Source organism: Caulobacter sp. (assembly GCF_049283275.1).
GTDB lineage: Bacteria > Pseudomonadota > Alphaproteobacteria > Caulobacterales > Caulobacteraceae > Caulobacter.
Genome location: NZ_JBAPVS010000015.1, coordinates 1 through 14,230 on the forward strand (window position 1 = coordinate 1; position 14,230 = coordinate 14,230).

At 67.8% G+C, this 14,230-nt stretch carries 10 protein-coding genes and 3 pseudogenes; 5 read left to right on the top strand and 8 right to left on the bottom strand.

What is annotated here, in order from left to right; genetic code table 11:
- The 3 pseudogenes from WAL33_RS00820 to WAL33_RS00830 all read right to left on the bottom strand — a co-directional run.
- Positions 1-1,097, bottom strand: a pseudogene (locus WAL33_RS00820) (sensor histidine kinase KdpD); the annotation flags it as partial.
- Between the two features lie 126 nt (positions 1,098-1,223).
- Positions 1,224-1,328, bottom strand: a pseudogene (locus WAL33_RS00825) (potassium-transporting ATPase subunit C); the annotation flags it as partial.
- Between the two features lie 26 nt (positions 1,329-1,354).
- Positions 1,355-1,477 (bottom strand): annotated as a pseudogene (locus WAL33_RS00830) (hypothetical protein); the annotation flags it as partial.
- A gap of 369 nt (positions 1,478-1,846) precedes the next feature.
- Between WAL33_RS00830 and WAL33_RS00835 the strand changes: the two are divergent.
- From WAL33_RS00835 to WAL33_RS00845, 3 genes are all read left to right on the top strand, one after another.
- Entirely contained in the window at positions 1,847-5,020 is a 3,174-nt protein-coding gene (locus tag WAL33_RS00835) for a TonB-dependent receptor plug domain-containing protein (protein WP_422177554.1), read from the top strand.
- A gap of 93 nt (positions 5,021-5,113) precedes the next feature.
- Positions 5,114-6,034, top strand: coding sequence for an alpha/beta fold hydrolase (locus WAL33_RS00840; protein WP_422177556.1), 921 nt, complete (start codon positions 5,114-5,116; stop codon positions 6,032-6,034).
- A complete protein-coding gene (locus tag WAL33_RS00845; RefSeq protein WP_422177558.1) occupies positions 6,031-6,519 on the top strand; it encodes a cupin domain-containing protein in 489 nt (162 codons plus the stop codon). The genes WAL33_RS00840 and WAL33_RS00845 overlap by 4 nt, the downstream gene beginning before the upstream one ends.
- Positions 6,520-6,683: 164 nt before the next feature.
- On the opposite strand, the gene WAL33_RS00850 is transcribed toward WAL33_RS00845, so the two are convergent.
- The 3 genes from WAL33_RS00850 to WAL33_RS00860 all read right to left on the bottom strand — a co-directional run bounded on the left by WAL33_RS00850 (position 6,684) and on the right by WAL33_RS00860 (position 9,009).
- On the bottom strand, positions 6,684-7,295 hold the full coding sequence (locus WAL33_RS00850; protein WP_422177560.1) for a hydrolase: 612 nt from the start codon (positions 7,293-7,295) through the stop codon (positions 6,684-6,686).
- 152 nt (positions 7,296-7,447) lie between these two features.
- Positions 7,448-8,485 carry a FecR family protein gene (locus WAL33_RS00855; protein ID WP_422177562.1) on the bottom strand — a complete coding sequence of 346 codons (1,038 nt, stop codon included), beginning with the start codon at positions 8,483-8,485 and terminating at the stop codon, positions 7,448-7,450.
- Entirely contained in the window at positions 8,482-9,009 is a 528-nt protein-coding gene (locus WAL33_RS00860) for an RNA polymerase sigma factor (protein WP_422177564.1), read from the bottom strand. Before WAL33_RS00860 ends, WAL33_RS00855 begins: the two co-directional genes overlap by 4 nt.
- A 295-nt stretch (positions 9,010-9,304) precedes the next feature.
- Here WAL33_RS00860 and WAL33_RS00865 point away from each other — a divergent pair, with 295 nt between their 5' ends.
- The gene (locus tag WAL33_RS00865; protein ID WP_422177566.1) at positions 9,305-9,844 is read left to right on the top strand and encodes a helix-turn-helix domain-containing protein; all 540 of its coding nucleotides are present in this window, start codon (positions 9,305-9,307) and stop codon (positions 9,842-9,844) included.
- A gap of 289 nt (positions 9,845-10,133) precedes the next feature.
- Here WAL33_RS00865 and WAL33_RS00870 read toward each other — a convergent pair whose 3' ends face one another.
- Positions 10,134-12,290: a TonB-dependent receptor gene (locus WAL33_RS00870; RefSeq protein WP_422177568.1), complete on the bottom strand. Its 2,157-nt coding sequence runs from the start codon at positions 12,288-12,290 to the stop codon at positions 10,134-10,136.
- A gap of 309 nt (positions 12,291-12,599) precedes the next feature.
- Here WAL33_RS00870 and WAL33_RS00875 point away from each other — a divergent pair, with 309 nt between their 5' ends.
- Positions 12,600-13,397 (top strand): MipA/OmpV family protein, encoded by a 798-nt coding sequence (locus tag WAL33_RS00875; RefSeq protein ID WP_422177570.1) that lies wholly within the window; start codon positions 12,600-12,602, stop codon positions 13,395-13,397.
- A gap of 58 nt (positions 13,398-13,455) precedes the next feature.
- Here WAL33_RS00875 and WAL33_RS00880 read toward each other — a convergent pair.
- Positions 13,456-14,230 (bottom strand): alpha-hydroxy-acid oxidizing protein (locus tag WAL33_RS00880; RefSeq protein ID WP_422177572.1); only part of this gene is annotated, 775 nt, incomplete at its 5' end.

A 14,230-nucleotide genomic window follows, 5' to 3' on the forward strand; every position in this document is an offset into this window, starting at 1 on the left:
GTCCAGTCGAGGGACCGCCTGCGGCGGGCGGGCTCGACGATGGGCTCGTGCGCCGCCTCGGTGACCACGTGGATCGCCGCTCCCCGCGCCTCGCGCAGCAGGGCCGCCGCCAGCGAGCGGCCGAGCAGTTCGCGCCAGCGGCTGTCGGCCGACTTGCCGATGACGATCTGGGTGACGTTGTTGCGGCGGGCATAGGCCATCACCGTGGCGACAATGTCGGCCCCGGTCAGCACCACCGTCGAACCGCCCAACTGCTCGGCCAACTTCAACACGTCGCGCAGCCGGGCCGCCGCCGTGGGACCGGGTCCCGGATGCTCGGGCCGCTCGACATGGGTGACCGTCCAGGGGGCGTCCATCATCATGTCCGACAACCGGCGGCCGGCCCGCACCAGGGCGCCGGCCATGGCGTCGCCGCCAACCAGCACCAGGATGCGCTCTCCCGCCGCCCAGGGCCCCTCAACGCCCTTCTCGCGCATGGCGGCGACCAACTGGTCGTCGACCGTCTGGGCCGCGCGGCGCAGGGCCAGTTCGCGCAGGGCGGTGAGGTTTTCGATCTTGAAGAAGTTCTCCGAGGCTAGGCGTGCGGTCTCGGGCACATAGACCTTGCCCTCGACCAGCCGCTCGCGCAGCTCTTCGGGCGTGATGTCGATGACCTCGATGGCGTCGGCCCGCGACAGGGCGCTGTCGGGCACCGTCTCGCGCTGGCGGACCCCGGTGATCCGCTGGACGACGTCGACCAGGCTTTCCAGATGTTGGACGTTCAGCGTGGTCCAGACATCGATCCCGGCCGCCAGCAGTTCCTCGACATCCTGCCAGCGCTTGGGGTGGCGCGAGCCCGGCGCATTGGTGTGGGCGTATTCGTCGACCACCAGCAAGGCCGGCCTGCGGGCCAGGGCGGCGTCGAGGTCGAACTCCATCATCACGTGGCCGCGGTGGTCGATGGGCTTGCGCGACATCACCTCCAGGCCACGCAGCAGACTCTCGGTCTCCCGGCGGCCATGGGTCTCGACCAGACCGATCAGCACGTCCTGGCCGTCAGCCCTGCGGCGCCGGGCGGCCCGCAGCATCTCGTAGGTCTTGCCCACGCCCGGCGCCATGCCGAGAAACACCTTCAGGCGTCCCCGGCCGGCCCGGTTGGCGGCCGCCAGGAGCGCCTCGGGATCGGGGCGCCGCGCGTCTTGAGGGGTACGATCGTCGGCCGGCAACGCCTACCCGCCTTTCTGAAAGCGCGCGTCGAGCGCCCGGTTGACCGCCAAGGGATAGGCCAGACCGGGCAGGACGGTGAACCGGCCCATCGAAACCAAGGCCGGGCGAAGGTGGGAGAGCATGGGGCGAGTCTCCGAAAGGCTTGAGCTTAGGCCAAGCCGAGGGCGGATACGATCAGGTCGATCAGCTTGACGCCGGCGAACGGCGCGACCAGACCGCCGAGGCCGTTGACCAGCAGGTTGCGCGACAGGAGCTTGCCGGCGCCGGTCGCCGACACCGTCGACAGCAGGGCTACGATCCAGGTGGCGAAAATCACCGGATTGCCGGTCAACCGGCGGCGGCCCTCTCCGGCGTGGGTCATAGGCGCCTCAACGCCGCACCGAAGCCGGCGAAGGCCATGAACAGCCCCGCCCCCACGCCAGAAAGATCAGGTCAGCCATTCGAGCCCCCGTTTCGGATAGGCGGTTTTTCCCCGGCTCTGCCCGTGCTCATTACACGATCTGGAGCGTAGTTTCGGCGGCTGCGCCATGACTCTCAGCACGCATTTACTGGGCGCGCCGAGCTTACCGGTCCCGCCCGCACGCTTGATTGATCGCCGTTATTCAAACTGCTAGTGGGCGTCCCGAGCAGGGGAGTTCTGATGCGCGGAAACAGCGTGTGCGCGGCGTTGCTGGCCAGTGCCCTTGTGGCGGCCCCGGCGACGCTGGCGTTCGCGCAAGGCTCTCGCTCATTGCCGGTCGACACCACGGGGCAGTCCCTGGCCACCGCGTTGACCGACCTCGCCCGCCGCTCGGGTCGCGAGCTGCTCCTGGCGGCGCCGACGATCGGCGGTCGCGCGGCGCCGCGCCTGAAGGGCCGCTACACGATCGACCAGGCCCTGCCGCTGCTGCTGGCGGGCTCGAACCTGGCCTACCGGCGCACGGCCGACGGGGCCTACATCGTCTATGTCGCTCCGGTCCTGTCGCCGCCCGAGCCGGACGTCCCGGTGGCCCTTCCCGAACTCCTGATCACTGGCCGCTCGCAGAACAGCGACATCCAGCGCACCGAAAACGACATCCAAGCCTACAAGGTCTGGAGCAGCCGCGACATCCAGCAGGCCCACTCGGCCGACCTCAACGAGTTCCTGCGGGTGATGGCCACCGGAGACGCCCAGACCGCCTCGGCCCTGCAGGACCCCGCCAACACCACCGCCAGCACCCGCTCGGAGATCAACCTGCGGGGCATGGGGTCGGACCAGACGCTGGTGCTGGTCGATGGCCGGCGGATGCCGGGCCTGCCGCCGGGCGCGGTCGGTGGCGCCGCCGCCGTCAGCCAGGCCGATGTCAACGGCCTGCCGCTGGCCGCGGTCGACCGCATCGAGATCCTCAACGCCACGGCCGGCGGGATCTACGGAACCGGCGCGACGGCGGGCGCGGTGAACATCGTGCTCAAGCGCGACTACCACGGCGCCGACGTGGGCGTGACCTATGGGATCACCGATCGCGGCGACGCCCCGACCCGGCGGATCGACGGACGGATCGGTTTCTCCTTCGGCGAGGACCACACCCAGGTGATGGTCGCCTTCGGCCTGCTGCGCAGCGAGTCCTTGAGCGTCGGCGACCGCGACTACGAGGCCCGGTCCCGGGCCCGGCGCTACGCCAACGATCCGGGCCAGCGCTTCGCCGAATTGCCGGTCAGCGGTTCGGTCAACGTCTTCAGCGCAGACGGCGGCCCCTTGAGTCTGGACCCGGCCTATGGCGGCGCCAGCCTGGGCGCGGCGGCGACGTTCGCGCCCTTGTCCTATGCCGGACCGGCTTCCGACCGCGGGGCGCTTCTTCTGACCAACGCCGGCCGCGTCGACATCGGCCTGTCGCCCGACACCAACGGCGCCAACCGTCCGCTGCTCAGCGAACGCGAGGTCTCGTCGGTTATCGCCAGCGTGCGTCACCGGTTCAGTCCCGCGATCGAGGCCTATGCCGACCTGTTGATGCTGCGCAACGCGGGCCAGGCTTTCATCCCCGAAGGCGCGAACCAGTCGATCTACCTGCCCGCCGCAGCCCCAACCAATCCGTTCCTGCAACCCGTCGTCATGACGATCCCGCTGCAAGGGCTGGACCCCTCCGGGCGCAACGTCACGCGCACGGCCCGAGGCTCGGCGGGGATGATCGTCGATCTGCCGCACGGCTGGAAATTCAACGCCGACTACAGCCTGGGCCGGGCCAGCATCGACGCCGTCCTCACCCAGCCCTTCTTCAAGCTGGACTTCTACACCGCCGTCGAGACGGGCCAGAGCGTGGGCGGCGGCGGGATCATCGACCCGCTGGGCGGCGGCCAGGCGCTGGCCGGCGCCCTGGCCAGCTATACGACCGTGGCCCAGGCCGACTATTCGCAGGCCAACCATTTCCGGGACCGCTCGCTGCGCCTGGCCGGCCCGATCGTCGACCTGGGCGGCGGCCCGCTCACCTTGACCCTGACGGCCGAGGATCGGCGCGACCACATTCCGCCGTCCAGCGCGAACATCCCGCTCCCGGGACTTTCCGATCCGCTCGTCCTGCCCTTGCAGGGTCTGATCCAGACGTCGCGCTACTATTACGGCGAACTCCGCGCGCCCGCGACCGACCGCTACGCCGGGCCTTCAGGTCTAAAGGGTCTGGAGTTCCAACTGGCCCTGCGCCACGAGGAGGGCCACGAGCAGCCCCCGATCAACCCAGCCTCGGTGGCCCCATCGGATACGGACCAGCAGCATGCGATCCAGTCGACAAGCGTCTACACCGTCGGCTTCAAGGTCTATCCGGTCGACGGGTTGATGATGCGCGCCAGCGCCGCCTCGGGGATCCTGCCGCCCGTGGCCAGCCAGCTTGGAACCAGCGCGGTCCACTACACCTCGGATCCTGACATCTACGCGACCCTGACCGGCCGCAAGGTGCTGCTGACCTCGGACCGCCAGCCCACGGACCCCCAGCGCGGTGGCCAGCCCCTGGGGATCGCCGGCGCCTACGACCTGATCACGGGCGGGGCCAGCGACCTCCAGGCCGAGCGGGCCCGCAGCGTTTCGGCCGGCGTCGTCCTGACGCCGCTGCAGCGCCTGAGGCTGTCGGTCGACTACACCCGGATCGACAAGCACCAGGAGATCGTCAACTTCCACAGCGGCGACATGACCTATTTCCTGGTTCACGAGAACCAGTATCCCGACCGGGTGACGCGCGCCCCGCTGACCGACGGCGACCGCGCCAAAGGCTATGCCTCCGGCGTCGTCACCGCCGTCGACACCACCAGCTTCAATATCGGCCGCACCTCCATTGAGGCGATCGACGCCCAGGGCGACTATCTGATCCCAACCGAGCATATGGGCGACTTTCGCCTGCGCGTCGCAGCGACCTGGCAGCCGCACCTGCGGCGCAAGGCCGATCCGGAGAGCCCAGTGGTCAATTATGTCGGCTATGCCGACGGCCCGCTGGCCTGGCGGGCCAATGGCGGCCTGGATTGGTCGAACGGCGCCACCACACTCGGCTTCAACGTCTCCTACTACGGTCGCTACCGGGTCCATGACCGGCTGGAGACGGCCGCCAACGCCGCCGTCCTCACCCAATGGCAGGGCTCGCCCTGGGTCCGCGCCCAAGCCTATGTCGACCTGTTCGCGACCCACAAGCTAACCTTCGGCAAGACCTCCGACCCACAAGACCTTGAGGTCCGCTTCGGCGTGCAGAACGTGCTGGACAGCAGCCCGCCGCTCATAGCGCGGCCCGTCCGGTTCGGCTTCACCTCGTTCAACTACAGTCCCCATGGCGACCCGCGCCGCCGCCGGTTCGAGCTAAGCCTGGTCGGCCATTTCTAGGGCCTTTCGCCCCGGCAGATGTGGGTTCCTTGAAACCCTGCGTTCAACCCGATGAGGGCGCCCCGACGGACGTCCATCCCCGGAGGACTGCAAATGCTAAAGTTCGCTCCCGTCGCCTTGGCGGCCCTGTTCCTTTCGACCTCGGCTCTCGCCCAGGTCCAGCCTTTCCCGGCTGACTTCAAAACCCAGGAGATCGCCACCAACGGCGCGACGATCCACGTCCGCGTGGGCGGCAAGGGCCCGGCCGTCGTGCTGCTGCACGGCTATGGCGAGACCGGCGACATGTGGGAGCCGCTGGCCGCCGACCTGGCCAAGGATCACACGGTCGTGGTGCCCGACCTGCGAGGCCTGGGATTGTCGTCCAAGCCCGTCTCCGGCGGCTACGACAAGAAGACGCAAGGACAGGACGTCGCGGGGGTGCTCGACGCCCTGAAGATCACCAAGGTCGACCTGGTGACTCACGACATCGGCAACATGGTCGGCTACGCCTTCGCCGCCGAACACCGCGACCGCGTCCACCGCTTCGTGCTGATCGACGCCCCGCTGCCCGGCGTCGGACCGTGGGATGAAATCCTCAAGAACCCGCTGCTGTGGCACTTCCGGTTCGGCGGCCCTGACATGGAGCGCCTGGTCGCCGGCCGCGAGCGCATCTATCTGGACCGCTTCTGGAACGAGTTCTCGGCCACGCCGTCCCGCTTCACCGAGGCCTCGCGCGAGCACTACGCCAAGCTCTACGCCCTGCCCGGCGCGATGCATGGCGGCTTCTCGCAGTTCGCCGCCTTCGACCAGGACGCCGTCGACAACAAGGCCTTCGTGGCGCAGGGCAAGTTGACCATGCCGGTCCTGGCTCTGGGTGGCGAGAAGTCGTTCGGCCCGATGATGGCGACGGTGATGCGCTTCGCCGCTAGCAACGTCACCGAAGGCGTCGTCCCCGACTCCGGCCACTGGATCATGGAAGAGAACCCCAAGGCCACCGTGGCCCTGGTGCGCGGCTTCCTGGATGCTCAGCCGTGAACCGCCGTCTCGCCTCCGCCGGCGCGGCGCTCCTACTTGCGGCCGTCGCCTTCGCCGGCGTGGCCGTCGCCCAGGACCACCTGCTGCGCCTGACCCCGCCAGAGATCGCCGCCCTGAACCAGGGCGGCGCGACGGCCGGGACCTCGGGTGTCACCGGCATCCGCACGACGGTGCTATACGGCGACCCGACCAAGGCCGGTCCCTACACGATCGCGCTTCAGGTCCCGCCGAACACACGTATCGCCGCTCACGGACATCGCGACGACCGCACCGCCGTGGTCATCGCCGGCCTCTGGCGCTTCGGCTACGGACGAAAGGCCGACGCGGCTCTGGTCAAGGCCCTGCCGCCGGGAAGTTTCTATAGCGAGCCTGCCGGGGTGGATCACTTCGCCATGACCGGCCCCGAGGGCGCCAGCGTCTATATCTCGGGCTACGGCCCGACCAGCACCGACTATGTCGAGGCCGGCGACGCGCCCAAGCCCTGAACCGGAACCAGGACCGCGCGAGGGAGCGAGGCTGACCGCCTCGCTCCCTTTTTCGTTTGACGACCGGACAGCAGAAAGGCCAGCCCGACAAGCCGGGCCGGCCTTCCATCGCGGTGGCGTGGCGCCCTCGCCCTTCGACACGCTCAGGGAGAGGGCGATGTCGCTCAGTGCCCCACGGACCGCAGGACGATTTCGGCGAAACCCTCGGCGGTGGCCTTGCGGTTCCAGTCGCGCTGCAACTCGCAGGCCACTTGGATCCAGCTGACCGGCTTGCCGCCCGCCTGGACGACGCGGTCGAGGCCGGCCTGGTGCGCCAGCTCCGAGGTGCCGCCCACCGCGTCCACCACCGCGAAGACGTCGAAGCCCTCGGCCAGGGCGTCCAAGGCCGGGAACGCCAGGCAGACCTCGGTCCACAGGGCGACCATGATCAGCTTCTTGCGGCCCGTGGCCTTCACCGCGGCGACGAAGTCCTCGTCTTCCCAGGCGTTGATGGACGTGCGGTCGATCGGCGTCACGCCCGGCAGGACGTCGGTGATCGGCGTGATGGTCGGGCTGTTGAGCCCTGTGGCCACGTTCACCGTGGTCAGCACCACTGGCAGGTCGTAGAGGCGCGCGGTCTTGGCCAGATTGGCCACATTGGCGATCAGCAGGCGCTTTTCCATCGTGACGATGGACGACACCTGCACCGGCTGGAAATCGATGATCACCAGCGCGGCGTTCTGCGGTGTCAGCAGGTGATCGGCCAACGGATCGCGGATGGTCGGGAAAGAAGTCATGTCGGGTCCTCGCTCAGGGTTTCGAGCGACGACTGACGGCAGCAAGAGATGTTGGAATTTTCTCTTGAGACTTCGGCGCTCTTACTAGGAAGAACGCAGCCTTTTCAAAAATCCTCAGGCCCTATGACGATTTTAGACGACCTATTACATGCCTAGCGGCGCTTCGAGACGAGCTCGTAGGTGTCGGCGTCGCGGGCGACCATCCTGACTGGCAGGACCTGCGACACCGAACGGCCAAAGCGCTCGATGTCGCCCGTCTTGAAGACGCCCGTGACGCGCAGGGCGGCGACCTGGGGATCCTTGATGACGATCTGGGCGCGCGTGTAGCGGTTCAGCAGACTGATCGCCTCGGACAACGGCTGGTCGTGAAACTCTACAACCCCCTGCTTCCAGGCCAGGGCCTCGTCGAGGTCGGCGGACGAGACCTTTCCCGCCACGCCGTCCTGAGCCGCGAAGGCCTGGCCGGGCTCCAGCTTGACCAGCGGCGCGGCCGGGGCGCCCGGGGCCGAGGCCACCGAGACGCTGCCCTGCGCCAGCACCACTCGCATCGCGCCCGGCGTCAGCCGCACGTCGAACTGGGTGCCCAGCGCGGTGACCACTCGCCCGCCCGCCTGGACGGCGAAGGGATGGGCCTTGTCGTGGGCGACATCGAAGAAGGCGCGACCGTTCAGCAGGCGCACGTCGCGGCGACCGCCCGTGAACACCACATCGACCGCGCTGTCGGCGTCGAGCGTGACGCGCGAGCCGTCCGGCAGATCGACGATGGACTTCTGGCCCTTGCCGGTGATGTAGTCGGCGCGCCCGGCGGCGGTGAGGGACGCGGCCTCGTTGACCGCGACCTGGACCGGCCTGGCGGATTGGCCGAACCAGCCTTGTTGAACGCCCATGAGCAGGGTCGCCGACACCGCCACGACCGCGATCGAGGCGGCGATCAGTTGCGGCCAGAACGGTCTGGCGACGGGCTCGGGCCCGGCCTGCCTGGCCGCCCGCGCCATGGCGGCGATCAGGTCGCTGTCGTCGGCGTCATCGAAGACGTCCCACATCCGGTGAGCCTGCGCCCAGGCGTCGCGGTTCGCCTCACTCTCGTCCAGCCATGTGGCGAACTGCTCGCTATGGGGCGACTGGTCGAGGTCCTCATGGGCCAGCCACCGCGCGGCGGCCCGGGTCGGGGTCAGGGTTTCGCGGGTCATCGGGCGTCTCCCGCGTGGGCCATCAAGTGCTCGATGGCGCGGACCATGTGCTTTTCCACGGCGCTGACCGACAGGCCCAGCTGCGTGGCGATCGCCTGGTGGCGCAGGCCGTCGATGCGGCGAAGCAGGAAGATCGTCCGCGTGCGCTCAGGCATGGTCATCAAGGCCGCGGCGGCGGCGTTCAAGGCCTGCTTGCCGGCGTAGATGCGGGCGGGGTCGAAGTCCTGCTCGGCGCGCAGGTCCGGGTCCAGCGCGACATGCTCGTCGGCGTGCCGAACCGTCCGGCGACGATAGCGATCGGCCAGCACACTGGCGGCGATCTGGAAGATATAGGCGCTGGCGTGATCAGTGTTGTCCGGCGTGCCGCGCACCGTCAGGCGCAGGAACACTTCCTGCACCAGATCCTCGACCTCGCCGGCGTTGCGCACCCGGCGACGGAAGTACGCGCCCAAAGGTCCGCGCATCGCCGCCGCCTGCCTGGCGAAGGCGTCCGCGCGCGCAGCGGCGTCGGAAGCGTCTGTCATCAGCCCCTCTCGCGCCATTCCCATCAGAGACTCCGCCTGCTGTCCAACGTCACGGACGTCGACTGTCGAGAGGGCAGAACGCAGCCTTCGAAAAAGTCCTCACCACGATTTTTTATTTTCGCCCGCCCAGGCAACGCGGGCGGGATAAAACCCAAGTATCACGTTGAAAATATTGAACTTTATAAAGAGAAAAAACTTGCACCGCAGCTGGCGGCAAACAAGGGTCGGTGAGGAATTTCCCCCGGCTTGCGTGCTCACAGTCAGGCGGCGAATGACCGTCCAATGGGAGATTATGATGAGCACGTCGAACATTTCGCTCAGCGGCGTGGGCGCACCGGCCTTCCCCGCCGGCCCGATGGTCCAAGTCCTTTTTGACACGCTGACGCGCGCCGAGCGCGCATTCGAGATTGATCCCAGGCAAGCCAAGGTCTTTATCCGGCAGGCGTCCCAACTCCTGAAGCCAGAGCTCGACGGCGGCAAGGCGCGGGAAGCGGGCCTCGCCCCATGGCAGGAGCGCAAGGTGCTGCGGCAGGTGGGCGAACGCCTTGACCAGCCAATCCGAAATCAGGACCTGGCTGAACTGGTCGGCCTGAGCATCAGTCACTTCGGCCGACGATTCAAAGCCAGCTTCGGCATGTCGCCCCGCGACTACCTCATTCGCGCTCGTGTGGAGCGCGCCAAAACGCTGATGGGCAGCAGAGACACTCCGCTCAGTCAGATCGCCCTCGACTGCGGCTTTTGCGATCAAGCCCACATGTGCCGCCTGTTTCGCACAGTCGTCGGCAGCACGCCGAGCCGTTGGCGGCGCGAGCAGACGCCCCTCCTTGAGATGTAGAGGCCTAGCCGCCACGGAAAGAGCTCACATCAAGCCATCCACGGTGTCCGTTTCCGATGGCGGCTCGGCTCCCGGGGCCTGGGCAGGCAAAGACGAGGATCGGCCGCCGCCACGGCGGCGTCGAACATCTGGCGGAGGTCTGACGCTGGAGTCGGCAAAACCGGAATTCCTCGACGGGATCGCCCATCGACCTAGCGTCGCGCAACCCCGGCTCCCAATGCCGAGGGCGAATGAAACCATGTGAAAGGGGGGCGACCGGCTCCTCCCGGAGCCGATCGCCCAAACGCGCCTACATCTTGACGCTCAGAGTGACGCCGAAGGTCCGGGGAGGATTGTAGGCGCCGAAATTGGCCCCCAGGAACACGGCCTGGTAGGTGCGGGTGACCTCGTTGCTCAGATTCTTGCCCCACAGCGACAGGGCCAGCTTGTCAGAGGGGGCGCTGTAGACGATGCGGCCGTCGACGAAGTTGGTCGCCGGACGCTGCTCGGGACCGGTGTTGGAATTGTCGTCGTAGATGTGGCTCTCGTAGCGGTAGTCGACAGCGAACCGCAGCTCGCCCCGCTCGCCCAGCGACAGATCATAGGACGGCGACAACACCACCTTGTGCTTGGGCGTGCGCGAGATGCGGTTGCCGGCATAGTCCACGCCCGGCTCGGGCACGAACTCGTCGAAGCGCGCGTCGGTGTAGCCGTAGCTTGCCACCAGACGGGCGTGGGCGAACGGCCGCCAACTGAGATAGGTCTCGTAGCCCTTGATCGTCGCCTTGCCGGCGTTGTCGGTGATGATGTTCAGGCCGTCCGTGCGCTTGGTCTGCAGGTCGCTGTATTTCATCACGTAGAGCGTGTTGTTCCAGGTCAGGGCGCCGTTCAGGAACGTGCTCTTCTGGCCCACCTCGTACTGGGTGGCGTATTCCGGCTCGAAGCCCTGGGCGGCGTCCTCGGCCGAGCTGGGCGTGTCCTGGAACCCGCCGCTTTTGAAGCCCTTCGAGACCATCACGTAGTACAGCTGGTTCTCGGCCGGATGGTAGTTGGCCCCGGCGCGATAGGTCACCGCGTCATAGGTCCCCGAAACGCTGACGTCGAAGACGTCGTCGGCGCGGAACACCGAGTCGCCCTCGGTGTTGGAAACCCGATAGTCCTTCTTGTCCTTGGAATAGCGCAGGCCGCCGATCAGCGAGAGCTTGTCGCCGACCGGCACCGTGACGTCGCCGAACACCGCATAGCTGTCGAGCTTGGCGTCCTGGGCGTAGATCTCGGCGCCCTGGCCGCCGATATCCAAGGCCAGGATGTCGTCGCGCAAGGTCTTGCTGTCGTACTTGTAGAAGCCGGCGACCCATTGGATGCGGCTGTCGGGCAAGGCGCTCAGCCGCACTTCGTGGCTGGAGAAGTGGCTGTCCTCATCGTTGCCGCCCGAGATGTCGATGAAGTTGGTGCTGGGGTTGCCGCCGTCGAAGTCGTAGGCGACGTGATAGTCGAGGTCCCGATAGGCCCCCAGATAGGTCAGGGTGGCGAACGACAGGTCCCAGTCCATCTGGCCGCGCACGCCCCAGGTGTCGCGATTCTGGTAGCCGTCCGTGGAACCGGCCGTGTGCTTGCGGTCCCGGTCGACGGTCCAGAACATCGACAACGGATCGGTGTCGTCCAGATCCAGCACGTGCTGGCCGGGCCCGGCCCCGCGATCGCGCGTGCCGTCGACGGTCACCAGCAGTCGCAGGGAGTCCTTGGGCTGGACGGCCAGCTGCAGGCGGCCGCTGCGGGTGTCCTGGTCCTCGACCCGGCCGCCGGTGAAGGTGTTCTTGACGTAGCCGTCGTGGGTCCGCCAGCTGCCGCTTGCTCGGAAGGCCGCTTTGCCGTCGGCGAACGGCGCATTGACGTAGCCGGCGGCCTCGTAACGCTCATAGTTGCCGGCCGTCGCCTCGCCCGCGGCGTCGACGCCGTCGAAATCGGGACGGTTGGTCACGACGTTGATCGCCCCGCCCACGACGTTGCGCCCATAGAGCGTGCCTTGCGGCCCCTTCAGCACCTCGATGCGCGAGACATCGAAGGCGTCGAAGGCCACGGCGGCCGGGCGGCCCAGATAAATCTCGTCCAGGAACACCGCCGAGCTGGGATCGCCCGCCGCGCCGCGATCGGACGAGCCGATGCCGCGAATGGCGATGCGCGGTTGCGAGGCTGGAAAGGCGTCGAAATTCAGCCCGGGCGTCCGGGTGGCCACGTCGTCGATCTCGCGGATCCGGGCCTGGCGCACTTCCTCCGCGCCGAAGGCCGTCACCGTCACCGGCACGTCCTGCAGGCGCTCGCTGCGCCGTTGCGCGGTGACGACGATCTCGTCGAGTGAAACAGCGTCCGGAGCCCCTGCCTGAGCGGTCTGGGCCATCGCCTGGCCGGCGCCGGCCAAGGCCGCAGCGGCCACGCCGCACGCCAGAATCCTACGACTGGTCGTCATCACGCATCCTCCCCTTTTTTGTTTTGTCCTCGGGCGGACCCGGGCATCGAACCATAGAAGGATTGGATTGCGTGCGTCAATAAATTGGATGCAATTAATTGATGCACTGGATGATGGGCGTCAAGCCCGCTCCCCGTCCCCCTGAATTTCCTGGCTTTTTCGGCCGACCGAAGAGGCTCGCGGCCCCGATCAAGCGCCGCCCTAGATCGCAGCATCCATAAATAGCCATCTTTGCATCTAATTGAAGCTTAGCCGCGGCGTCACAGGCCGACGGCCGGCACGCGCCGCCCTGAATCCAAGGAGTTCCCGATGCGATTTCTTCCCCTCAACTCGCTGCTGTTGTTGCTACCCGTCCTCGCTATCCCCGTGACGGCCGACGCCCAGGAGCGGGCATGGTCCGGCGTCGTCGCGGCGGGGGCCGGCGCGCGTCCCGACTACATGGGCTCCAATGATCTGGAGGCCACGCCCTACGTGGCCGGGCGCATCAACTACGGCGCGTTCTATCTCGATTTTCAGGGCGAGCAGCTCCGGCTGAACGTTTCGCCGATCAAGGGCTGGGCCTTCGGACCGATGATGGACATCGAGAGCGGCCGCAAGGACGACGTCAAGAGCGTCCGCGTGGGCCGGATGGCCAAGATCGACGACGCCTTCGAGGCCGGCGGCTTCATCGCCTACAGCCGCTCCGACATACTGGCCGAAAACGACGAACTGAGCGTCCAGGCCAGCTACCTGGCCGACACGTCCAACACCTCGGACGGTGCGGTGGCGGCGCTGGGGCTGACCTACGGCAAGCGCATCGACGAACGCTGGACCGTGGGCGGCGGCGTCAAGGTCAGCTATGTCGACAAGAAGTACGCCCAGACCTATTTCGGCGTCAGCGCCGCCGACGCGGCGCGCAGCGGCCTGCCGGGCTACAACCTCAAGGCCGGCGTCCGCGATGTCGGACTGTCGGCCAAGGTCGGCTACGCCCTGACCGACAAGTGGGATCTGCAGCTGCTGGGCAGCTACAAGCGCCTGATGGGCGACTTCGCCGACAGTCCGATCGTCAAGACCGAGGGCTCGGCCGACCAGTTCTCGGCCGCCGTGGCCGTCGCCTACCACTTCTAGCCAATCGCCTGCATCGCGCCGGATCGTCGAAGCACGGTCCGGCGCGTCCGACCGCGGTTCAGTTGGCGCGGACCAGCCCGGCCGCCTTGAGGTCGGCGATGGTCGGATAGCCATTGACGGCCATCAGCAGGTCGGCCTCGGCCAGGATGCTGCGCAGGACATGGGTGACGCCCGCCGCGCCGCCCAGCGCCGCGCCATAGGCGTAGGGCCGTCCCACCCCGACCGCCGCCGCGCCGAGCGCCAGCGCCTTGACCACGTCGCTGCCCGAGCGGACTCCGGAATCGAACAGCACCGGCGTCTTGCCGCTGGCCTCGACCACCGCCGGCAGCAGGTCGATCGCCGCTATGCCCCCGTTGGCCTGGCGGCCGCCGTGGTTGGAGCAGTAGATCCCGTCCACCCCGCCATCGATGGCGCGGCGGGCGTCGTCCGGATGGCAGATCCCCTTGAGGATCAATGGCAGCTTGGTCAGCGACCGCAGCCACGGCAGGTCGGCCCAGGTCAGCGGCTTGCCGAAGGTCTGGGCCCAGGTCATCACCGCGCTGGGCAGGTCCTCCTCGGGCGGCTTGGCCAGCAGGGCCCGGAAGGCCGGATCGGAGAAGTAGTTGGCCAGGGCGTGGCCGCGCAGCTGCGGGAAGTTGGCGTCGTTGAGGTCGCGCGGCCGCCAGCCGGTGATCCACGTGTCCAGGGTCACGACGACGCCCTTGAACCCCGCCGCCTCGGCGCGGCGCACCAGGCTTTCGGCCACGCCCTTGTCCTTGGGCGTGTAGAGCTGGAAGAAGCCCGGCGTGCCGCCCATGGCGGCTGCGACGTCTTCCATCGGATCGTTGGTCAAG

Excerpts from the sequence above, each read along its gene's own strand:
- WAL33_RS00835 (WP_422177554.1), top strand. The coding sequence starts at position 1,847 with ATGCGCGGAAACAGCGTGTGCGCGGCGTTGCTGGCCAGTGCCCTTGTG.
- WAL33_RS00840 (WP_422177556.1), top strand. The coding sequence starts at position 5,114 with ATGCTAAAGTTCGCTCCCGTCGCCTTGGCGGCCCTGTTCCTTTCGACC.
- WAL33_RS00850 (WP_422177560.1), bottom strand. The coding sequence starts at position 7,295 with ATGACTTCTTTCCCGACCATCCGCGATCCGTTGGCCGATCACCTGCTG.
- WAL33_RS00855 (WP_422177562.1), bottom strand. The coding sequence starts at position 8,485 with ATGACCCGCGAAACCCTGACCCCGACCCGGGCCGCCGCGCGGTGGCTG.
- WAL33_RS00860 (WP_422177564.1), bottom strand. The coding sequence starts at position 9,009 with ATGACAGACGCTTCCGACGCCGCTGCGCGCGCGGACGCCTTCGCCAGG.
- WAL33_RS00865 (WP_422177566.1), top strand. The coding sequence starts at position 9,305 with ATGAGCACGTCGAACATTTCGCTCAGCGGCGTGGGCGCACCGGCCTTC.
- WAL33_RS00870 (WP_422177568.1), bottom strand. The coding sequence starts at position 12,290 with ATGACGACCAGTCGTAGGATTCTGGCGTGCGGCGTGGCCGCTGCGGCC.
- WAL33_RS00875 (WP_422177570.1), top strand. The coding sequence starts at position 12,600 with ATGCGATTTCTTCCCCTCAACTCGCTGCTGTTGTTGCTACCCGTCCTC.